The sequence below is a fragment of the Salmonella enterica subsp. diarizonae genome (assembly GCF_008692785.1).
Classification (GTDB): Bacteria; Pseudomonadota; Gammaproteobacteria; order Enterobacterales; family Enterobacteriaceae; genus Salmonella; species Salmonella diarizonae.
On sequence record NZ_VXJV01000001.1, the window covers coordinates 133,134 to 155,790 of the forward strand.

A 22,657-nucleotide genomic window follows, 5' to 3' on the forward strand; every position below is an offset into this window, starting at 1 on the left:
CCCAGCCGATGTCGCCATATCTCATCTTTCACAGATAAGGAGGCTTAATGCCCGCGACTCATTCCCCCATGCCCGCTCGTGCCTGGATAGTTCGCCTTGCCCGCGTGTGTTGGGAACGTAAAATACTGAGCATCATTGTCATCGTAGCATCAGTATCGACCATTTTACTGGCTGCGCTGACGCCGCTGATAACGCGTCAGGCCGTCAATGACGCGATAGCAGGCGATACAACCCGCCTGCCGTTGCTTGCCTGCGGCCTGCTGCTAATTGCCCTTTTTGATTTCATCGGGAATTACGTGCGCCGCGGCTATGCCGGGGAACTCTCGTTGTGGGTTCAGCATACGTTACGTAGCCGCGCGTTCGACAGTATTCAAAAACTGGACGGCGCAGGCCAGGACGCCTTGCGTACCGGACAAGTCATTTCGCGTACCAACAGCGATCTTCAACAGGTACATGCCTTGCTACAGATGTGTCCGGTGCCGCTGGCAGTGCTCACTTATTATGTTGCCGGTATCGCAGTGATGCTATGGATGTCGCCATCCATGACGCTTATCGTGATTTGTGTACTGGCAGCCCTTGCCATTACCGCCCTGCGCGCCCGTCGCCGAGTTTTCGCGCAAACGGGGCTGGCCTCAGACCGACTGGCGCACATGACGGAACATATGCGCGAAGTATTGGAACAGATCTCGGTGGTAAAGTCCTGCGTGGCAGAGTTGCGCGAAACGCGCTGGCTCGATGGTCAGTCGCGGCAGATGGTACGGGTACGCATCGGCGCCGCTATCTCGCAGGCGATGCCGGGCGCAACCATGCTGGCGCTACCGGTGATAGGGCAAATCGTCCTGCTGTGCTATGGCGGCTGGTCGGTGATGAACGGGCGCATCGATCTGGGAACCTTCGTCGCGTTCGCAAGTTTTCTCGCTATGCTGACTGGTCCCACCCGCGTACTGGCATCGTTTTTGGTTATCGCACAGCGCACACAGGCGTCGGTGGAGCGCGTCTTCGCGCTTATCGACACTCGTTCTCTAATGGAAGACGGTACCGAGTCGGTTGAAGGTCAGATTATCGGGCTGGACGTGGAGAAGATGAGCTTCCACTACGACAACGGCAGCCGTATCCTCAATGAGATCTCGTTTTCCATTCACGCCGGTGAAACCGTGGCAGTGGTGGGCGCATCCGGCTCCGGGAAATCAACGTTGCTGATGTTGCTGGCGCGCTTTTATGATCCTACCTCCGGTGGGGTGTGGCTCAACACCACTACGGGTCAACAGAATATTCGCGACCTGAAACTGACGGCACTCCGTCGTCGCGTCGGCGTAGTTTTTGAAGACGCGTTTCTGTTTGCTGGCACGGTGGCGGAAAACATCGCCTATGGGCACCCGCAGGCGACTCAGGACGACATTCGACGCGCCGCCGATGCCGCAGGCGCCAGCGGGTTCATCAATGCTCTACCGCAGGGGTTCAACACCCGCCTGACCGAGCGCGGAAGCAACCTCTCCGGCGGCCAACGCCAGCGTATTGCGTTGGCCCGGGCATTGATTACCGCGCCGGAACTGCTGATTCTCGATGACACTACCTCGGCGGTCGATGCCGGTACTGAAGCGGAAATTAATACGGCTCTTGGCCGTTATGCTGATAATGAACATATGCTGCTGGTGATTGCGCGCCGCCGTTCAACACTGCAGTTAGCCGATCGGATCGTAGTGCTCAATAAAGGCCGCGTCGTGGACATCGGGACCCAGGCGGAGCTGGATGCAAGGTGTCCAACGTTTCGCTCGCTGATGAGCGGCGAGGGTGATTTTCTCGCTCTCGCCCCGGCGGAACAACGTGAGCGATGGCCAACAACGCAGGCGGCAAAATCCGACGACGCGCATGAGCGCCAGATGCCCGCCGGAAAAGGTTTTGTCGACCGGATGACGCGCGTTCCGGAACGCGCCGTACAGATGGCGCTGGCAGGCCACGGGCGTCAAGTCTCATCACTGCTGACGCCAGTAGCCTGGATGTTCGTCATCGCCGCCCTGCTTATCGCGCTTGATTCCGCCGCTGGCGTTGGCGTGCTGGTGCTTTTGCAGCGCGGTATTGACTCAGGCGTTGCCGCAGGGGATATGTCGACTATTGGCATATGCGCTCTGCTCGCGCTGTGCCTGGTGGCGACCGGTTGGTGCTGCTATGCGCTGCAAACGATCTTCGCTGCCCGCGCGGCAGAGTCGGTACAGCATACGGTACGCTTACGCAGCTTCAGCCACCTGCTACGCCTGAGTCTTCCCTGGCACGAGAAGAACATCGACTCGCGGCTTACTCGCATGACCGTCGATGTTGATTTACTCGCCCGATTTCTGCAAAACGGTCTTGCCAGTGCGGCCACCAGTATCGTGACGATGGTCGCTATCACCGCGGCAATGTTCTGGCTTGATCCCATTCTTGCGTTAACGGCATTAAGCGCCGTACCTGTAGTGATGCTGGCGACGTGGATTTACCGCCGTCTGAGCTCGCCTGCCTACGCGCAGGCACGCCTGGAAATTGGTAAGGTTAACAGTACGCTTCAGGAAAAGGTCTCCGGCCTGCGGGTAGTACAGTCGCACGGCCAGCAGGAACAGGAAGCCGCCAGGCTACGGGCGTTATCAGACAACTTCCGCGCCACCCGCGTGCGGGCGCAAAAATACCTTGCCGTCTATTTTCCGTTCCTGACCTTCTGCACCGAGGCCGCCTATGCCGCCGTGCTTTTAATCGGGGCGACCCGGGTCGCCGGAGGCGAAATGACGCCCGGGATACTGGCGGCGTTCTTCCTGCTACTGGGACAATTTTATGGCCCGGTACAGCAGTTGTCAGGCATTGTCGATTCCTGGCAGCAGGCGACCGCCAGCGGCAAACATATCAATGCGCTATTGGCGACTGAAGAAACGGAGAATATTGAACCGTCATCCATAACGCCCACCACTGGCGCGCTCCGTCTGGAGGCATTGACATTCCGCTATCCCGGAGAAACGCAACCTGCGCTTAATAATCTCTCGCTCACCATTCCGCCAGGAACGGTAGTCGCGGTGGTCGGACGTAGCGGCGCCGGCAAATCGACACTGATCAAGCTGCTGGCCGGGCTCTACTCTCCCACCAGCGGGCAAATCCGTATCGGTGAGCGCCTAATTAATGCGGCGTCGCTTAGTGATTATCGTCGCCAGACGGGGCTGGTCACTCAGGATGTCGCATTGTTTAGCGGCGATATTGCCGAAAATATCCGCTATTCGCGGCCAGACAGCAGCGACACGGAGGTGGAAATCGCGGCGCGACGGGCGGGACTGTTTGAAACCGTGCAACATCTGCCGCAGGGGTTTCGTACTCCGGTCAATAACGGCGGCACAGATCTGTCTGCGGGCCAGCGTCAGTTGATTGCCCTCGCCCGCGCCCAACTGGCGCAGGCGCACATTCTACTGCTCGACGAGGCGACAGCGCGTATCGACCGCAGCGCCGAGGAGCGCTTAATGACCTCGCTTGCCGGGGTGGCGCATACCGAGAAACGCATCGCGCTTATCGTCGCGCACCGACTGACCACCGCCCGCCGCTGTGATGTTATTGTCGTGATCGACAAAGGGAATATCGCCGAATATGGCAGCCATCAGCAGTTGATGGCGGCTCATGGCCTGTATGCTCGTCTGTGGCGGGACAGCGTCGGCCCGGCCGCCAGCCACACACGTGATACGCAAGGAGAGGTCGTGGGCTAGTTTATCGACACGACTTATTCAAAATAAGCCCGCAAGCGGCTGTTCCTGTAACAGCCGCTTTAGCTATTGATATTGACCGAAATATAAATGAGATGGAATACAGAGAATGAGACTGAGCCCGCCCATCGATCCTGTCGCTATGCAGACTGCCGCGCGCCTTCGCCGCCAACTCGCCGCCGAAAGCCAGGTTGACGCTTCTCACTTCTGGCGAGAAACAAACTCGCTCGCGCTGCCGCTGGTGACAGCCATTGACGGCGCAGACGATGAACGGGAAGTCACCTTCCTGTGGCGTGCCACCTATCCTCTACAGGGGGTTTATGTTCGTCTGAACCGTGTCACCGACAAAGACAACGTGACGAAAGGTATGATGACGCAACTGGCCACAACCGATATCTGGCATCTGACGCTTCGCTTACCGGCGTCCTACTGTGGCTCCTATACGATGGTCGAAATACCACCGGAAACCCCGAACGAGAAGGTGTTGCAGCTTGGAAGCCGTTTCGCCTCCCTTGTCGGGCAGGCGGACCCGCTGAACAGCACGCCGGGGATAAATGTTCGGGGCAATGCGCAGGAATCCATTCTGGCGCTGGATCATGCCCCGGCACAGGAAGAGTGGTCAGACTGCCGCTCTCACACCGGGCAGCTTTTCACCTCAGAACATCGGCTCGCCGGACAACTTCGCCGTGTGCGGCTGTATCTTCCTGAAGTTCCTGTCGTACAACCGCTGGGCTTACTGGTACTCACGGATGGCGAGATCTGGTTCGACCATCTTGGGGTGAGCGCCGCCATTGACGCCGCCATCCGCAGCGGACGCATCGCACCGGTGGCCGTACTCGGCATTGATAATATCAATGAGCGTGAACGTGTCGCGATACTCGGCGGTCGCCGCCAACTGGTGCTCGATATCGCCGAACGCCTACTGCCAACCATTCGCGCCAAACACCCGGAACGACGGTGGGCGGACCGTACACAAACGGTGCTGGCCGGGCAAAGTCTCGGCGGCGTAACCGCGCTGATGGCTGCCCGCCACGCGCCAGAGAGCTTCGGCCTGGTGCTGAGCCACTCCCCTTCAATGTGGTGGACGCCGGACAACCGCAGTCGCCCAGACCACTTCAGCGGGGAAGAACTCTCCTGGATCAGCGAACATATGCTATCCGCGCCATCGCCAGCCGTACGCACGCATCTGTGCGTGGGATCGTTAGAAGGCTCGACGGTCCCGCAGGTAAAACAGTTGCATGAAAAATTGCGAGCCGCTGGCGTCGAAAGCCATTGCAGCGTGTACACCGGCGGTCACGATTACGCGTGGTGGCGCGGCGCGCTGATTGATGGCTTACATCTACTGCTCCGATAAAACTTCACCTGCCTAAAAGGAATAACATCCGATGTATGGTCACCAGTACCACAACAAGCGCTATTGTATAGCGCTATTTTTAGTGAGTTTTTGTTTTAGCACGCTGACTTATGCGAAGCCGGATATGCAGCCATTAGGACCGAATATCGCCGATAAAGGTTCAGGATATTACCATTTCAGAGTCAATGATTTTCAATCTGCCGATGCCGCAAGACATTACCGGGTGTGGACCGCTATCCCCAATAAAGACGCCCCGCCATCCGGTTATCCTGTCTTATATATGCTGGACGGCAACGCGGTGATGGACAGGCTACCGGAGGCGCTGCTCAAACAGTTGACAGAACACTCGCCGCCGGTGATTGTAGCGATTGGCTATCAAACTAACCTGCCATTTGATCTTAACGGCAGGGCTTATGACTATACGTTGCTGCCGGGCACCGATCGCGAAGGCAATGAAAACAACCCACGTTTTCATCGTAAGACCGGCGGCGGGCCAGCGTTCCGCCAGCTACTGGAGAGACATATCGCGCCGCAGGTGGAACAAGGAATAACCATCAACCCCGAACGGCGCGGGGTGTGGGGGCATTCTTATGGCGGCCTGTTCGTTTTGGACTCCTGGCTATCGTCATCATTCTTCCATATGTACTACAGCGCCAGCCCGTCGCTCAGCAGGGATAACTTTGCCCTATTGAATCGCCTCGCGACAGTGAAGCCATCGCCGTTCTGCCATAAAAAACTCATTATAATGGAAGGTTCAGCGTCGAGTGGGGATAGCAGGCAACGCCAGATGGCCGAGCTCCTGCAAAAAGTTCAGGAGACCGTGATAACGCTTGAGAACAACGGCGTTAACGCGGCCTTGCAGGATTATCCGGGCCTGGGCCATGGGCCCATGTTTAACGCCTCTTTTCGTAGTGCATTGCTGGATATCAGTCGCGAACAGGCAAGCACAAAGTCACGCTGCCATTAACCCGTCGCCAGAACATGCCCGCCAGCGGCGGGCATAACCCATCAAAACGAGGCCGTCACACCGGCATAATAAGCCCGACCGGGTTCGTTATAGGTATTTGCCCCTTCGGCGGAGCGATAGATCTGTTTATCGAAGATATTGCTGATACCGACATTAAGACGCAGGTTCTTGTTGATATCGTAGTTAACGTTGGTGCCGACCAGTGAGTAAGCCCCCAGCGCTTTCCCGGACAGTCCTTTGACTTCACTGCGCGACTCCGCATGCGTTCGCGGTTTTTGCTTGCCGTATAACGTCCAGTTGACGTTAGCAGAGAGCGCACTGGTGATAGTCCAGTCGAGGAAGGTATTCACCGTATATTTCGGGATTATCGATAACGGATTGCCGGTATCTTTTTGCTCAGAAGTGATCATATAAGTCGCGTTGGTATTCCAGTTCAGACGGTCCGGCATCAGCGGAACAGCCATGCTGGCTTCAATACCTTCAATCAGCGCCTTACCACCATTCTGCCACGGCAGTACATAAGCGCCAAATGCGCTTTTGCCAATAATCTTATCGCCTGCAACAATCTTATTCTGATAATCGTTACGGAAATACGTTACACTTGCGTGGTAATCGTCTACGGTAAATTCCAGCCCAATCTCTTTATTGATGCTAATTTCAGGATCGAGGTTCTTATTACCGACCAAATAGCATCCTATTCCTCCTGACGGAAGATCTTTGGGGCACCCATTACCTTTCGAATAAAGTAAATACCCCTCACTGGTCTGATACAAGTTCGGTGCCTTAAAGGCCCGGGCGATACCTGCCTTCACCTTGACGTATTCACCTAACACCTGGGAAAGGTTAAGACTGGGACTAAAATTACTACCGGATTTGCTCAGGTAGTCAAAACGCAGGCCCGGAATAATGTTGGTACCGGCCATGGGTTCGATATTATCTTCAACGTACAGCGCGCTGATTTCCGATTTATTTTTGCTGCTACGATTAGCCGCCGAACCGGAAATCCCGCCGATATTATAATCCTTTACCGTCAGACTGGTAGAGGAAGGGTCGCTCAGCTCATCCCGGTTCCACTCCGCGCCAACGGTGAGCGTTTGCTCAAATAGCAATATCATAGGGACATTCACCTCGCCGCTGGTGCGATACGAGGTCAGGCGGTTAGTGGTGAACGTCTGGTCGTTGGTAATACGCCCCTCGCCGCCGCCGGAAAGCCCCTCATTCATGCGGGTATTATCGGTTTTTTCATAGTAGAACCCAAGGCGGCTTTGCCCCCAGTCCCAGATGCCGTTATGAGTTAGACCGTAATTCTGCCGGTACAGGCGATTGGTCTCCCGCCCGGACTGCGCCAGACTTTTGGTGACCGCGTTTGAAGTGCTGTTTTGCGTATCGCCGGCATAGATATTCCCCTGCCGACTGTATCCCGCTTCAAAATCGAGGATTTGCTGTGGGGTCATTTTCCATGAGAGGACGCTATTAATATCTTTATTAGTGACCCCCTCCCGTCCGGCGGCATTTTTGGTACCAGCGGAGGAGTTAATATCCCAGCTATCGGCGTCGGTTCTGTTGAGATTACCGTACAGGCGCATCGTCAACGTATCGCCAGCCAACGGGCCGCTAAGGCTGAAGTTACCACGCCGGGTGTCGCCCTCTTTGCTGCTTTCCGGCTGGTTGGTATAGAGCGACAGCGAGCCGTGCCAGTCGTTAGTCGGACGTTTGGTGATGATGTTCACCACTCCGCCTGCGGCACCAGAACCATAGCGCGCGGCGGCGGGCCCGCGGATGACTTCAATGCGTTCTACCAGCTCCGGCGGCACCCAGTTCGTATCGCCACGGGTGTCGCGTTCCCCGCGCCAGCTATAGCGTACCGAATTTCGCGACGTCACCGGCACGCCGTCAATCAGCACTAAGGTATTTTCCGGCCCCATGCCGCGAATATCAATTTGTCGGTTATTCCCGCGCGTCCCCGAGGCGCTATTACCGGTAAGATTAACCCCCGGCATCTTACGAATAATATCGGAGAGATCGTTAACGGGAGGATTCTTCTGAATATCATCGCGGGTAATAATCGAAACGCCTGGCTGCTGTTTTAATACTTGCTCGGCGGTGGATTCAACCACCATAGTTTCGCCGTTGTCGTCAGTAGATTCTGCTGCTGATAATGGACTATTAACCCCTGTAGAAACCACGGTTATTAACCAGAGGAGCTTATTAACTCTCATACCCATTCCCTAAATAATGTCTAAAGTAAAGCTGTTGTTCTCAAACTCACATCCTTGCCAGGTTACGACTATATAGTAATAATTATCACTTGCTAATGATAATTATTATCATTCAATAAAGAAAAAGGCAATCTTTCAACCGCAAAAATCTGGTTATAAGAAAACGTAAACGGGATTTTGAAATATGACTCTCTGTCTGGGCTCAGCTTTGCCGGTAAATCTGGCAAGAGGTGGCAGAATGCGCCCTACTGAACGGAGGTTTTACAAAACAGGAATGAATGGAATAGCATTACTTTTCAAACAGTTAATTAAAATCAAGAAACAATCAGGTGAGATGGTATAGCGCGGTTCAGAGTTCACCGACGCTTCCCTGCCGACGGTGGACTGTTCTTACATTTTGTCAGGGATTTTTCGTCTGGTGTTTAATGGTGGGCTCGGACACTATTGTGATCATTCGATAGATAGCCATGCCTGGCTCCAGAATACACAGCGCCTGATAATATTTATCAGGCACTTTACAACAAAAAACCGTCAGTCTGTATCAGGTCTGACCGCTATAATAATAGCGCGACTACCTCGCAAAATCCCTTTATATTGTATGTGGTTAACCTTGCACATCGCTTTCCCGTTCTCCAGGTTCTACGGGCAAGAATGACAACCAACCGTTATTAGATTTTACTGTCGGGTGTTGTTCATATAATTATCTCATGCTTGATACAGATAGTTATTCTTACATTTCTTTTATTTCAGATTTACGTCAAAAAGGACTAAAAATCTTCACTATAAAATTCGTTAAAGAGAGTTTATGTACTTGTAGACATTCTGGTTTCTTCGGTAAGCGAATGGGTTAGCGTAGAATCTTTAAGGTTAGCATTTTTTAAATTGGCCTGAGACAAATCAACTTCGGCCAGGTTCGTAGAAGTTAAATTAGCCTTTTACAGATTTGCCCGGGCTAAAATGGCCCCTTCCATATTAGTGGCCATCATAGTATTACATTTTAACGTTGCATCGCTCATATTGGCACATATAAGGGTTGCACCTGAAACATTGGCGTTTAGGCGTCTTATTGCTGCCATTGATAAACTGTTTAACAATATCGTCTGTATGGCCTTCCTCGTTGCCTTTACGTTTAACTCAATCAGGCTACCGTCTCGGTTATGAGTCTATCGAGTAGTAGGACCGTAGTATGACGATGCATCAGAGTGATGATATAGAAAGATACAATCCGTTATTAATGTTAAAAGAAGTCATGGCGCAAACGCCTTATCGGCATAAGCGCTGGGGAGAGCGTAAGTTTCGCTATAAATTTGTATTACGTTGTCTTATTAACCCCGTAACGACAATTAAATACTTCAATGAATTATGTAATCTGAATCAGCCCAGAACGCTGATAATTCATCGTCCGCTGTTGCCGGCAAAAATCCAGCGGCCTTATTTGTATACCGGACTTAGCATACGCTGCCGGGCAAGAGCTATTCTGGAACACTACCAGTTCGTGCAGGCCTTTCCGGAAAATAAAATAAAAAAAATCCTGTTGTCCGAGGAGCAAACCTTGCTCGCTCACCTGGAAGGGAAAAACGGTGCTCTGGTGGATATCTACTGCGGTCCCTGTGGCTATGACAGGGAAGGCGAACTGACATTAACGTTGTGCTTCAATGATACGCCGCTGGCGCGTTTGTCATTTTCCTTTATCCACCATCAAGGGAAGCAAATAGCGCTGGTTGCCGGGTTACAAGGGCCCAGTAAACATGTTGGCCCTCAAGTCATACGTAACGCTACCAAAGATTGTTACGGACTCTTTCCTAAACGGATGCTGTATGAAGCATTTACGACATTTATTCAGTCCTGTAATGTAACGGAGATTTATGCGGTAAGTGAAAACAACCATGTTTATCGCCAACTCAGATACTTATTCCAGAAGAAAAAGACCTTTGTGGCCAGCTATAGTGAATTCTGGGAGTCGCTAAACGGCGTTAAGGAAGGTGCTTTATACCATCTGCCATCACAGGTGATGCGTAAAGCGCCTGAAAGTATCCCCAGCAAGAAACGTGCAGAATACCGGAACCGCTATCATATTCTGGATACAATAGTACAAGAGGTTAAAAGCCTCTCCCATTAGGACTAATTCAGATATGGATTTGCAGATCCTGCCACCGTTCAGCGGCTTTCTCTGAAATCTATAACTAATCTTCATTGCTACTGAATGGTTAAATATAAAGTAGCCTGTGAGTGAAAAGCGCGGTATTAAACCGTGGCTTTCACTCATACTATTATCAACGACTTAATCTTATTCTCTTCACCATAACATCATCAATTAGCGTGTTAACCAGTAAATACAAGTTAAACATCTGTCACATTTTTATTTGCCTGGACAACAAAATAATTCAAAATAGAATTTTCAGTGATCTACATCAGGAGTTTTGGTGAAAATACAAGAAGTTAAACGTATATTAACCCGCTGGGAACCATCTTCCTTTTCCCTGTACCGGGAGGCGTTTACACAATACGGTGGTAGTATCAACATGCACCCAGATATTGTTGACTATTTTATGAGGCGCCATAACTGGCATTTTAAATTCTTCCACTATAAAGAAGATGATGTCATTAAAGGCGCATACTTTATCTGTAATGATCAGAATATTGGCATCCTGACGCGCAGAACCTTCCCGCTATCTTCAGATGAGATACTTATTCCGATGGCACCAGATTTACGCTGCTTCTTACCCGATCGTACTAACCGACTTTCGGTGTTACATCAGCCACAAATACGCAATGCGGTATGGAAAATTGCCAGAAAAAAACAAAACTGTCTGGTCAAAGAAACGTTCTCTTCAAAATTCGAAAAAAGGCGCCGTAATGAATACCAAAAATTCCTACGAAACGGAGGAAACGTCAGAACGGTAGATGAACTTTCTACCGAAGAGTTGTCGCACACCTTTATCTCATTGTTCCAGTCACGCTTCGGTGACACGCTAAGCGGTTATCCACCCGAAAATTTAATAGATTTTTTTACCCAGTTGCGCCACCTTTTGTTCGGTAACATTCTTTATATTGAGGGTGCTCCCTGTGCGTTTGATATTGTGCTGAAGTCTGAAAGTCGCCTGAACATTTACTTTGATGTTCCAAATAGCGGTGTAAAAAGTGAATACATGAATCTTAGCCCCGGTAGCATACTAATGTGGCTAAATATTAACCGCGCCAGACATTATTGTCAGGAAAGACAGAAAAGATTAATTTTTTCCATTGGCATACTGAAGCCTGAATGGGAATATAAACGCCTGTGGTCGACCCCCTATTTTACTGGAAAATCGATTTGTTAAAATAAAACATGGACGTAAATATATTTTACGTCCTGACTTTTCATAAATCCTGATGAATTGATAAAAAAACAAAAAATCTCATCAGAATTTAAAAAATAAGTTAACATCCATATAATCATAATGACAATTACTCGAAATTCACTTACACTATACTCGGTTTTATGGAATTGATTAACACGGTATGTTGCAGATAACGTGCTAAAAAGAGTGCAGCGGTTATACACTGTCATGCCTGTGTCATTAACTCGGTATCAGGCGCAGATGATGGTTACAGCCACCATTTTATCTCTTCTGGCTGGGCGTACCGCCAGTAGATTAAAGGTGTAGCCTTGCTTTATGGCATTACGAAAATGCGGGTGAGGTCTATGCTCAATGTATAGGTTATTTGTAACAACTCTCTTGTGCATAACAATTTTACCGTCAACAGCGTTGAACTGTTACTGTGGTTCTTGCTGACAGCAGGCTTAAAGATTGCCTTAACGCGGGATATCTGATAACTGGATTATATTATGACACATGCAGACTGGCTGATTCTTGGGTATACGACTGTTATTATTATTTTTGGCATCGTATGTTATATCGGATTGCTTAAGCTGATAATGAAATGCAAGCACGAAAAATAACGTACTTACCGCGAGGAATACACTCTCAGGAGATACGATTCTTCGGCAATGATTTACACCACTGCCGGAATACTGTTTTTACAGAAATCAATCAGGTATTGAGAGTGATGTTATCATAGCCGCGCCAGCGATAATTCAGCAACGAGAGCAGCCAGAATAGTACAAAAGCGCCCACCACCCAGAAGCCCACATTCCCCATATGATCGTTAAGCGTGCTGACGGTCTGCCAAAATGTTCCACTTAACTGTAACGCATCATCAATCAGCCCCAGCGCCTCAAGCCCGCCAATCGCCAGCGCAACAATGACGGACGCGGCGGTAATGGTCATATTGTAATAAAGTTTACGTAATGGATGCGAGAAAGCCCAACCATAAGCGCCTACCATGACAAAGTTATCCAGGGAATCCACCAGCGCCATCCCTGCGGTAAACAGCACAGGAAAAATCATCATCGACCATAGAGATAACCCTTGATTGGCTGCCGAGGCGGAAATACCCAGCAGCCCAACTTCGGTTGCGGTATCAAATCCCAGACCAAACAAAAAACCGACAAAATACATATGCCAGCTTGAAGTGACCAAACGAAACGTACGCTGAAATATACGCGTCATCAGCCCGCCAGGTAACGCCTTATCATGCGCCCCTGCTGGCTCGCCACGCGTAACTGAACGAAACTGCCGCCACACGCTGAACAAAATAAACAGGTTAAGCAACGCCATCGCCAGCAGAAAAAAAGCTGAAACAGCCGTACCGATCAATGAACCATATTGATGCAGAATATCAATACGATCACGAAATGCCATCGACGTCACAACAATCGCCAGACATGCCAGAATGACAATGGTTGAATGTCCCAATGAAAAAAATGCTCCCACGCCTAAAGGGGTTTTGCCCTGCTGCATCAGCTTGCGGGTGACGGTATCGATAGCTGCGATATGATCGGCATCAACCGCATGACGCAACCCAAAACTATACGCCAGTAGAGCTGCGCTCAGCATGACCGCATGGTGATGAAAAACACAGAACGCCCAAATCCAGGCCAGGATGTTAACCCCGACAAGAAAGACGGTTAATGCTATTCCCCGTCGTTTAGTATGATTATTCATGCTCCTGCACCCACTACATTTTTGATTAACGCTACGGTTTGTAGGGGGACTGTATGATCATTTGATAAAAACATCACACATCAAGATGCATCTTTTTGTAAACGCTATTTACCGTTGAAACATTTGTGCGCATTACTGCGGGGCAATGCTTAAAAAGCGTATCCGTATGTATAACCCTCCCAGCGCTTTGCTACGGGAAAAATGGGGATGAGTACGGTGCAGGCGCGCGATATCATTGACCAATGCCAGACCAATGCCTGCCCCTACCACATTTCCTACGTTATCGAGTCGATGGAACGGCTGTAGCGCCAGATGGATGTGCTCATCATCAATGCCGGGGCCGCTATCTTCGACAACCAGCGTCACGGCATCGCCATCCCGTTCAAGCCGCGCGGTGACGATGCCACGCTCAGGTGTGTATTTCAGCGCATTATCCAGCAAGTTTCCGCACAGCTCGCCAAGCAATACTTCATCCCCGTCGATCCACATCGCCTCCTGTTCACCTTCATAGCCCAGGTCAATATGTTTACTGCGCGCCTGCGCCAGGCGGGTAAAGCAGCCGTTTTGTACGACATCGTACAGATTCACCGGCGAGAAACGCCGCTCGCCCTGCTCTTTATGCTTTACCGCAGAAAGTTGTAACAATCTTTCCGTGAGCTGAATGGTACTATCCAACGTTACGCTCATCGCCTCCAGACTTTCGTACCAGTGGCGAGGTTGCTGGCTGGCTAACGCCACCGCCGCCTGCGTTTTTAACACTGCCAGCGGCGTTTTTAACTGGTGAGAAGCGTCGGCGCTGAAGCGTTCCTGGCGGGAGAGGATGCCGCGAAGCCTGTCAATGTAGCGATTGAACGCCACGATTAACAAGCGCGTTTCCGACCACGGCAGCAGTTCTGGTAGCGGCGTTAGCAGACCCGGTTCACGGCGTACCATTAATGACGAAAGTTGGCGCATAGGCCGCAGGACCCGGCGTAATAACCAGCCAACCAGCACCAGGGTCAGCAACACCAGCAAACCCTGTGAGATCCAGGAAGAGAACAGCAGTTGGCCCGCCAGATAACGACGGGACTGTAGCGTCTCTGCGACATAAATCTCCGCCATGCCGATAATGCCGCCTTCGTTGACCGGCTGTAGCAAACGCGCCACGCGGATCGCCTCGCCGCGATACTCGGTATGATAAAACCACGCCAGTGCCGGATAAAGCCGGGTACGGGGCGTAGCAGGCGGCATGGCGGGTAGATCGTCATAACCGGATATTACCTTTCCAGAAGGGTCTACGACTTTGTAATAGAGTCGATCATTCATATTAAGTTCGAAGCTATCCAGCACCACCCACGGCACGTTAACTTCCAGATGGTTATTGCGCACCACCAGCCGTTCCGATACCGTTCGCGCCGAGGAGAGCAGCGTACGATCATAAGCCTGAGTGGCGGCCTGTAGCGCATTGACATAACTGTTAAACGCCGACAGCCCCCACAGCAAAATCAGCGGCAGTCCCAGGAACAGCAAGAGTTGCAGGTACAACGATTGCGGCTTAACCCACTTCATCGCCGCGCTCCAGCACATAACCCAGGCCGCGCAGCGTCGTAATTCGGACATCGCTTCCCTGGAGTTTTTTACGCAGTCGATGAATATAAAGTTCGATGCTTTCAGGGCTTACCTCATCGTTCAGGCTGAACACCTGTTCAAAAAGCTGCTGACGCGAGACCGGCCGCGTTCGTCGGTACATCAATACGGTTAAGAGCGCCTGCTCACGCGGCGTCAGCGCTAACGGCTGTCCCTGTAACAGAAAATACCCTTCATCATGAAAGATCAGTTCGCCCAGTTGCTGAACTTCATGAATCTGACCTGCGCTGCGCCGGAGCAAAGCCCGTAAACGGGCATCCAGCTCTTCCAGTTCAAAGGGTTTCGGCAGATAGTCATCCGCGCCGACGTTGAGACCTTTTACGCGATCCGCCACCGCGCTTCGCGCTGTGAGCAGTAAAACGGGCAAGGTCTGACCGCGTTTACGTAGCCGTTGCACCACCTCCAGTCCGTCCATTCCCGGCATATTGATATCCAGCACCGCCAGCGCGTACGTTTCACTGTGCAAAAGATGGTCCGCCGCCAGCCCGTCAAATACGCAATCCACGGCAAAGCCGTTTTGCACCAGCGCTTTCTCCAGCCAGTGAGCCAGCTCACGGTTATCTTCCGCCAATAAGAGACGCATATCACATCCTGTAAAGTTTCTGCCGCATTGAAAGGGAATTGAAAGGTTATTGTTTTAACAATCACGCAACCGAACTGCTACATGTCGGCTCACATAATCACAAAAATCTTCTTCCGATCCTGAAAAATCCGGACGTCCGGCGTGAGGATAAAAAAATGAAAAAACAATTACTTCGTACCCTTACTGTAAGCCTTTTATTAATGAGTACCTCTGTTCTGGCGCAACAGGCGCCATCGCGAACGGAATGTATCGCGCCAGCCAAACCCGGCGGCGGTTTCGATCTCACCTGTAAGCTGATTCAGGTGAGTTTGCTGGAGACCGGCGCTATCGAAAAACCCATGCGGGTAACGTATATGCCCGGCGGCGTCGGCGCTGTGGCTTATAACGCGATAGTCGCTCAACGCCCTGGCGAACCCGGGACTGTGGTCGCCTTTTCCGGCGGTTCGCTGCTCAACCTGTCGCAGGGGAAATTTGGTCGCTACGGCGTGGATGATGTGCGCTGGCTGGCAAGCGTGGGAACCGATTACGGCATGATCGCCGTGCGTGCGGATTCTCCGTGGAAAACGCTGAAAGATCTGATGACGGCGATGGAAAAAGATCCTAACAGCGTGGTCATCGGCGCTGGCGCCTCTATTGGCAGCCAGGACTGGATGAAGTCGGCGTTGCTGGCGCAAAAGGCGAACGTCGATCCGCACAAGATGCGCTACGTCGCCTTCGAGGGCGGCGGCGAGCCGGTGACGGCATTAATGGGCAACCATGTTCAGGTTGTCTCCGGCGATCTCAGTGAAATGGTGCCTTATCTGGGCGGCGACAAAATTCGCGTGCTTGCCGTCTTTTCGGAAAATCGTCTGCCGGGCCAGCTTGCCGATGTCCCTACCGCTAAAGAGCAGGGCTACGACCTGGTGTGGCCGATTATTCGCGGCTTCTACGTCGGACCAAAAGTCAGCGATGCCGATTACCAGTGGTGGGTGGACACCTTCAAGAAGCTCCAGCAAACCGACGAGTTTAAAAAGCAGCGCGATCTGCGCGGCCTGTTTGAGTTCGACATGACCGGCCAGCAGCTCGATGACTACGTGAAAAAACAGGTCACCGATTACCGTGAGCAGGCGAAAGCCTTCGGACTCGCGAAATAATCGCGGAGGTAATGATGAGCGATCGTATCTTTGCGGGTATCTGGCTATTGCTCTGTATCGCCGGGCTATTCATCGCCTGGCAGATCCAAAGCGAATACAGCTATGAACCCGTCGGACCCCGTCCTTTTCCGCTGGGAATTATCGGCCTGATGGCGCTATGCGCGCTGGCGCTTTTATTACGCCATCCCGACACGGTTAGCTGGCCGCGCCGCCATGTTCTGCAAAAGCTAGTTACCATGGTCATCATCCTGTTGATGTATGCCTGGGGATTCGAATGGCTGGGTTTTCCCATCGCCACCGCGCTTCTCACCATGGTTATCGGGATGCTGTTCGGCGCCACGATTCCGGCGGCGGGCATCTCCGGCGCGGTACTGGGCATTCTGCTGTGGTATGCCTTTGACCGGCTACTTGATGTCACCTTACCTCTCGGCGCCTGGCTGAGTTAACGGAGCAACGATGGATACCTGGATATATCTTTCTCAGGGCTTTGCGGTGGCGATGACGCCGGAAAACCTGGTTATCGCGTTGATTGGTTGCTTCGTGGGCACGATCGTCGGTCTGCTGCCAGGACTGGGGCCGATCAACGGCGTGGCAATTTTACTGCCGCTGGCCTTTGCGTTGCATCTGCCTGCGGAGTCCGCGCTAATTCTGCTGGCGACGGTGTACATTGGCTGTGAATATGGCGGCAGGATCTCCTCCATATTGCTCAACGTTCCCGGCGATGCGGCAGCGATCATGACGGCGCTGGACGGTTATCCAATGGCGCAGCAAGGAAAAGGCGGCGTGGCGCTGTCGATTTCTGCGGTCAGCTCATTTTTCGGTTCATTAATTGCTATCGGCGGCATCATTCTGTTCGCCCCTGCGCTGGCGCAATGGTCGCTGGCCTTTGGTCCGGCAGAATATTTCGCCTTAATGGTTTTTGCTATTGCCTGTCTTGGCAGCATGATGGCGCAAAACCCGCTTAAATCATTTCTGGCAGCGCTAATCGGTCTTGGCCTTGCGACCGTCGGCGTGGACGCCAACACCGGGGTTTATCGTTTTACCTTTGACAGCGTTCATCTTTCCGACGGCGTACAGTTTATCGTCGTGGTAATCGGCCTGTTCTCGGTATCAGAAATACTTTTAATGCTGGAACATACCAGCAGCGGGCAAACACTGGTCCGTAAAACAGGGCGTATGTTGTTCAACCTGAAAGAAGGCGCGCAGTGTATCGGCACCACCCTGCGTTCTTCGGTAATCGGCTTTTTTGTCGGCGTACTACCGGGCGCCGGGGCGACCATCGCCAGCGCCATTACCTATATGACCGAGAAAAAACTCAGCGGCAACAGCGATAGCTTCGGCAAAGGGGATATTCGCGGCGTCGCGGCGCCGGAGGCGGCGAACAACGCCTCTGCCTGCGGCTCCTTCATTCCGATGCTGACGCTGGGCGTTCCCGGCTCCGGTACTACCGCGGTGATGATGGGGGCGCTGACGCTGTACAACATCACGCCAGGCCCGGCGATGTTCACCGAACAGCCGGATATCGTCTGGGGACTCATCGCTGCGCTGCTGATTGCAAACGTGATGCTGCTGATCATGAATATCCCATTGATCGGCCTGTTCACCCGTATGCTCACCATTCCACTGTGGTTCCTGGTACCCGCCATCGCCGCAGTATCGGCGGTAGGGGTGTATGCGGTACACAGCACCACCTTCGATCTGGTGCTGATGGTCTCGCTCGGCGTATTGGGGTACATTTTGCGTAAAATGCACTTCCCGATGTCGCCGCTGATCCTGGGTTTCGTCCTGGGCGAAATGCTGGAGCAGAACCTGCGTCGCGCGCTTTCCATCAGTAACGGTAATATGGCGATACTGTGGCAAAGCGGTGTCGCCAAAGCCCTGCTGATCATGGCGATCATGGTCATTGTCGTACCGCCAGTGTTACGCCTGATCCGTAAACACAGCCGTAAACCGCAGGTTGACGCCGGTTAATTTACTGCTGAAAAACGTTATGCTTGTCCGGCCTATGCGCTTATGCGCCTGGCCGGACACCCTCACCAGCATCACTCTCCTCATAACTCGCTGATTTTACATCCCCTTTTTTGCAGTTGTCAGGCTCGTTGCACGCCTAACCTCACCTCCACATTGTTAAATATTTGTTGCTTTCGATCACAATAATTAAACAAAAGCGATTATTTCATACGCGTTCCTGGAAAATGTCGATATTTTTAATTTATGGCTACGAAATGAGCATCGCCATGTCTCCCTGACCATCTACCGAGAGGAATGATTCTGATGAATGCACTGACTGCCGTAAAAGCGAACACAGATGATTTAGCCCAACGCCATACTGGTTTCACCCTTGCCCCCTCGGCGCAGTCGCCGCGCCTGCTGGCGTTAACGTTTACGGCGGATACCACGACGCAATTTCTCCATCAAGTTGCACAGTGGCCGGTGCAGGCGCTGGAATACAAATCCTTCTTACGTTTTAAAATCGGCAAGATCCTCGACGATCTGTGCGGCAATCAGCTACAACCGCTGTTGATCAAAACGCTACTTAACCGTACGGAAGGCGCGCTGTTGATCAGTGCCGAAGGGATCGATGATGTCGCACAGGCAGAAGAGATGGTCAAACTGGCGACGGCGGTGGCGCATCTTATTGGTCGCTCTAACTACGATGCGATGAGCGGCCAGTACTACGCGCGTTTCGTAGTAAAAAATGTTGATAATTCAGACAGTTATCTGCGACAGCCCCACCGCGTAATGGAACTGCACAATGACGGTACCTATGTTGAGGAAGTGACCGACTACGTGCTGATGATGAAAATCGACGAACAAAATATGGAAGGCGGTAACTCGCTGCTGCTGCACCTTGATGACTGGGAACATCTTGAATCGTTTTTTACCCATCCGCTGGCGCGTCGCACCATGCGCTGGGCGGCACCGCCAAGCAAGAATGTTAGCCATGACGTCTGGCACCCGGTGTTTGATGTCGACCAACAAGGCCGCCCGGTCATGCGTTATATCGACCAGTTCGTCCAGCCAAAAGACTTTGAAGAAGGCGTCTGGCTCAGCGAGCTTTCAGACGCGCTGGAAACCAGTCAAAACATCCTCTCCGTACCGGTACCGGTCGGCAAATTCCTGTTGATTAACAATCTGTTCTGGCTACATGGACGCGATCGTTTTACGCCGCATCCAGATTTGCGTCGCGAGCTGATGCGCCAGCGCGGTTACTTCGCCTACGCCGCCAGCCATTATCAAACTCACCAATAAGCGCCACGGCGAAGGAATTACGCGGATGTATGATTTTGTGATTATCGGCGGCGGCATTATCGGCATGTCGACCGCCATGCAACTTATTGATGTCTACCCGGATGCGCGCATCGCGTTGCTGGAAAAAGAGTCCGCGCCAGCCTGCCACCAGACGGGGCATAACAGCGGTGTGATCCATGCCGGGGTGTACTACACGCCCGGCAGTCTCAAAGCGCGATTTTGTCTGGCGGGCAATCAGGCGACCAAAACCTTTTGCGATCAAAACAACATCCGCTACGACACCTGCGGCAAAATGTTGGTCGCCACCTCGGAGCTGGAAATGGCGCGGATGCGCGCGCTATGGGAGCGGACGGCGGCCAACGGTCTGGAGCGCGAGTGGTTAAGCGCGGCGGAGTTGCGTGAACGCGAACCCAATATCATTGGTCTGGGCGGGATTTTTGTTCCTTCCAGCGGGATTGTTAGCTATCGCGATGTCGCGACGGCCATGGCGAACCGCTTTCAGGCCAAAGGCGGCGAGATTATCTACCATGCCGAGGTGAGCGCGCTAACAGAACATGACGCCGGCGTTGTTATTCGCACCTCGCAAGGTCGGGAAATCGAAACCGCTACGCTTATCGGCTGTGCGGGACTGATGGCGGATCGGCTGGTCAAAATGCTGGGCGTGGAGCCCGGTTTTATTATCTGCCCTTTCCGCGGCGAATATTTTCGTCTGGCACCGCAACACAACCGGATCGTTAACCATTTGATCTACCCGATCCCCGATCCGGCAATGCCGTTTCTCGGCGTCCATCTTACCCGCATGATCGACGGCAGCGTCACGGTCGGGCCGAATGCGGTGCTGGCGCTTAAACGCGAAGGCTACCGTAAGCGCGACGTTTCCTTCACCGACACCCTGGAGATTTTCCGCTCCGCCGGCATTCGCCGCGTACTGCAAAATCATCTGCTTTCCGGACTGGGCGAGATGAAAAACTCGCTGTGCAAAAGCGGCTATTTGCGGCGGGTACAAAAGTACTGCCCCAGCCTGACCGTCAACGATCTCCAGCCCTGGCCGGCGGGCGTGCGGGCGCAGGCGGTTTCGCCGGATGGCAAACTGATTGATGATTTTCTGTTTGTCGCGACGCCGCGTTCCATTCATACCTGTAATGCCCCCTCCCCGGCGGCAACATCGGCGATACCTATCGGCGCGCATATCGTCAGCAAAGTTCAGGCGCTACGCGAAAGCCAGAGCAACCCCGGACGTACGCTGCGTGCGGCACGCAGCGTGGACGCATTACACGCCGCATTTACCCGTTAACCCTTCAGACAGGAAGCAATTATGCAACTTAACGACTCTACCCTGTTCCGCCAGCAGGCATTTATCGATGGCGACTGGCGCGACGCGCGCGGCGGCGATGTCATCCCCGTGAGCAACCCCGCCAACGGGAAACCGCTCGGCAATGTGCCCAAAATGGGAGCGGAAGAGACCCGCGACGCCATCGACGCCGCCAATCGCGCCCTGCCCGCCTGGTGCGCGCTCACCGCCAAAGAGCGAGCCAATATCCTGCGTCGCTGGTTCAATCTGATGATGGAACATCAGGACGATCTGGCACGTCTGATGACGCTGGAGCAGGGCAAACCGCTGGCGGAAGCGAAAGGCGAAATCAGCTACGCCGCCTCGTTTATTGAATGGTTCGCCGAAGAAGGGAAGCGTATCTATGGCGACACGATTCCAGGTCATCAGGCCGATAAACGGCTGCTGGTGATTAAACAGCCCATCGGCGTCACCGCCGCGATTACCCCGTGGAACTTTCCCTCGGCGATGATCACCCGTAAAGCCGGCCCCGCGCTGGCCGCAGGCTGCACGATGGTACTCAAACCCGCCAGCCAGACGCCGTTTTCCGCGCTGGCGCTGGCGGAACTGGCCCAGCGCGCCGGACTTCCCGCAGGCGTATTTAACGTCGTTACCGGTTCGGCAGGCGATATCGGCGGCGAGCTGACCAGCAATCCGCTGGTACGCAAACTGTCGTTTACCGGCTCAACGGAGATTGGCCGCCAACTGATGGAACAATGCGCCAAAGACATTAAAAAAGTATCGCTGGAGTTGGGCGGCAATGCGCCGTTTATCGTCTTTGACGATGCCGATCTGGATAAAGCCGTCGAAGGCGCGCTGGCTTCGAAGTTTCGCAACGCCGGGCAGACCTGTGTCTGCGCCAATAGATTGTATGTTCAGGACGGCGTTTACGATCGTTTTGCGGAAAAACTCAACCAGGCGGTGAGTAAACTCGCGGTCGGCGACGGCCTGCAAGCCGACGTCGCTATCGGGCCGCTGATTGATGAAAAAGCCGTGGCGAAAGTCCAGGAGCATATCGCCGACGCGCTGGAAAAAGGCGCCCGCGTCATTACGGGCGGTGAAGCGCACAAATTAGGCGGCAACTTCTTTCAACCGACCATTCTGGCGGATGTCCCTGATAACGCGAAAGTCGCCAAAGAAGAGACGTTCGGGCCGCTCGCGCCTCTGTTCCGCTTCAGCGACGAGGCAGACGTCATCAAGCAGGCTAACGATACCGAATTCGGCCTGGCAGCCTATTTTTATGCACGCGATTTAAGCCGCGTTTTCCGCGTCGGCGAAGCGCTGGAATACGGCATCATCGGTATTAATACCGGCATTATCTCCAACGAAGTCGCGCCTTTCGGCGGCATTAAGGCCTCCGGATTAGGCCGTGAAGGTTCCAAATACGGCATCGAAGATTATTTAGAAATCAAATATATGTGCATCGGCCTTTAAC

Annotated in this window: 15 protein-coding genes and 1 pseudogene; 11 read left to right on the plus strand and 5 right to left on the minus strand. The window is 52.8% G+C overall.

Going from position 1 to position 22,657, the window contains the following annotated elements:
• Positions 1–47 precede the first annotated feature (47 nt).
• The 3 genes from iroC (at position 48) to F4V72_RS00670 (ending at position 6,031) form a co-directional block, all read left to right on the plus strand.
• Entirely contained in the window at positions 48–3,713 is a 3,666-nt protein-coding gene (gene iroC / locus F4V72_RS00660) for a salmochelin/enterobactin export ABC transporter IroC (protein ID WP_136058071.1), read from the plus strand.
• Positions 3,714–3,819: 106 nt separating this feature from the next.
• Positions 3,820–5,064, plus strand: coding sequence for an esterase family protein (locus F4V72_RS00665; RefSeq protein ID WP_136058070.1), 1,245 nt, complete (start codon positions 3,820–3,822; stop codon positions 5,062–5,064).
• Positions 5,065–5,095: 31 nt separating this feature from the next.
• On the plus strand, positions 5,096–6,031 hold the full coding sequence (locus F4V72_RS00670; RefSeq protein ID WP_080169072.1) for an alpha/beta hydrolase: 936 nt from the start codon (positions 5,096–5,098) through the stop codon (positions 6,029–6,031).
• Between the two features lie 41 nt (positions 6,032–6,072).
• Here F4V72_RS00670 and F4V72_RS00675 read toward each other — a convergent pair whose 3' ends face one another.
• Together F4V72_RS00675 and F4V72_RS00680 are read right to left on the minus strand one after the other, a co-directional pair.
• Positions 6,073–8,250, minus strand: coding sequence for a TonB-dependent siderophore receptor (locus F4V72_RS00675; RefSeq protein ID WP_275557375.1), 2,178 nt, complete (start codon positions 8,248–8,250; stop codon positions 6,073–6,075).
• A gap of 803 nt (positions 8,251–9,053) precedes the next feature.
• A pseudogene (locus F4V72_RS00680) lies at positions 9,054–9,305 on the minus strand (pentapeptide repeat-containing protein); the annotation flags it as partial.
• A 131-nt stretch (positions 9,306–9,436) separates the two neighbouring features.
• Here F4V72_RS00680 and F4V72_RS00685 point away from each other — a divergent pair.
• A complete protein-coding gene (locus F4V72_RS00685; RefSeq protein WP_024149740.1) occupies positions 9,437–10,369 on the plus strand; it encodes a VirK family antimicrobial peptide resistance protein in 933 nt (310 codons plus the stop codon).
• Between the two features lie 304 nt (positions 10,370–10,673).
• A complete protein-coding gene (locus F4V72_RS00695) occupies positions 10,674–11,570 on the plus strand; it encodes an antimicrobial resistance protein Mig-14 (RefSeq protein WP_023249023.1) in 897 nt (298 codons plus the stop codon).
• 714 nt (positions 11,571–12,284) lie between these two features.
• On the opposite strand, the gene F4V72_RS00700 is transcribed toward F4V72_RS00695, so the two are convergent.
• The 3 genes from F4V72_RS00700 to tctD all read right to left on the minus strand — a co-directional run bounded on the left by F4V72_RS00700 (position 12,285) and on the right by tctD (position 15,507).
• The gene (locus tag F4V72_RS00700; protein WP_023249021.1) at positions 12,285–13,298 is read right to left on the minus strand and encodes a HoxN/HupN/NixA family nickel/cobalt transporter; all 1,014 of its coding nucleotides are present in this window, start codon (positions 13,296–13,298) and stop codon (positions 12,285–12,287) included.
• Between the two features lie 132 nt (positions 13,299–13,430).
• Entirely contained in the window at positions 13,431–14,846 is a 1,416-nt protein-coding gene (locus tag F4V72_RS00705) for a sensor histidine kinase (RefSeq protein WP_053508997.1), read from the minus strand.
• Positions 14,833–15,507, minus strand: a complete 675-nt coding sequence (gene tctD / locus F4V72_RS00710; RefSeq protein ID WP_023249019.1) for a transcriptional regulator TctD — start codon at positions 15,505–15,507, stop codon at positions 14,833–14,835. Before tctD ends, F4V72_RS00705 begins: the two co-directional genes overlap by 14 nt.
• A 155-nt stretch (positions 15,508–15,662) precedes the next feature.
• Between tctD and F4V72_RS00715 the strand changes: the two genes are divergently transcribed.
• The 6 genes from F4V72_RS00715 to gabD all read left to right on the plus strand — a co-directional run bounded on the left by F4V72_RS00715 (position 15,663) and on the right by gabD (position 22,656).
• On the plus strand, positions 15,663–16,640 hold the full coding sequence (locus F4V72_RS00715; RefSeq protein WP_023249018.1) for a Bug family tripartite tricarboxylate transporter substrate binding protein: 978 nt from the start codon (positions 15,663–15,665) through the stop codon (positions 16,638–16,640).
• Positions 16,641–16,651: 11 nt separating this feature from the next.
• A complete protein-coding gene (locus F4V72_RS00720) occupies positions 16,652–17,086 on the plus strand; it encodes a tripartite tricarboxylate transporter TctB family protein (RefSeq protein ID WP_077918491.1) in 435 nt (144 codons plus the stop codon).
• Between the two features lie 10 nt (positions 17,087–17,096).
• A complete protein-coding gene (locus F4V72_RS00725; protein WP_023249016.1) occupies positions 17,097–18,611 on the plus strand; it encodes a tripartite tricarboxylate transporter permease in 1,515 nt (504 codons plus the stop codon).
• Between the two features lie 303 nt (positions 18,612–18,914).
• Complete coding sequence (gene glaH, locus F4V72_RS00730; RefSeq protein ID WP_170245734.1) at positions 18,915–19,892, plus strand: glutarate dioxygenase GlaH; 978 nt, start codon at positions 18,915–18,917, stop codon at positions 19,890–19,892.
• A 25-nt stretch (positions 19,893–19,917) separates the two neighbouring features.
• The gene (gene lhgO, locus F4V72_RS00735) at positions 19,918–21,186 is read left to right on the plus strand and encodes an L-2-hydroxyglutarate oxidase (RefSeq protein ID WP_063390725.1); all 1,269 of its coding nucleotides are present in this window, start codon (positions 19,918–19,920) and stop codon (positions 21,184–21,186) included.
• Positions 21,187–21,207: 21 nt separating this feature from the next.
• The gene (gene gabD / locus F4V72_RS00740; protein WP_136058067.1) at positions 21,208–22,656 is read left to right on the plus strand and encodes an NADP-dependent succinate-semialdehyde dehydrogenase; all 1,449 of its coding nucleotides are present in this window, start codon (positions 21,208–21,210) and stop codon (positions 22,654–22,656) included.
• Position 22,657: the final 1 nt, after the last annotated feature.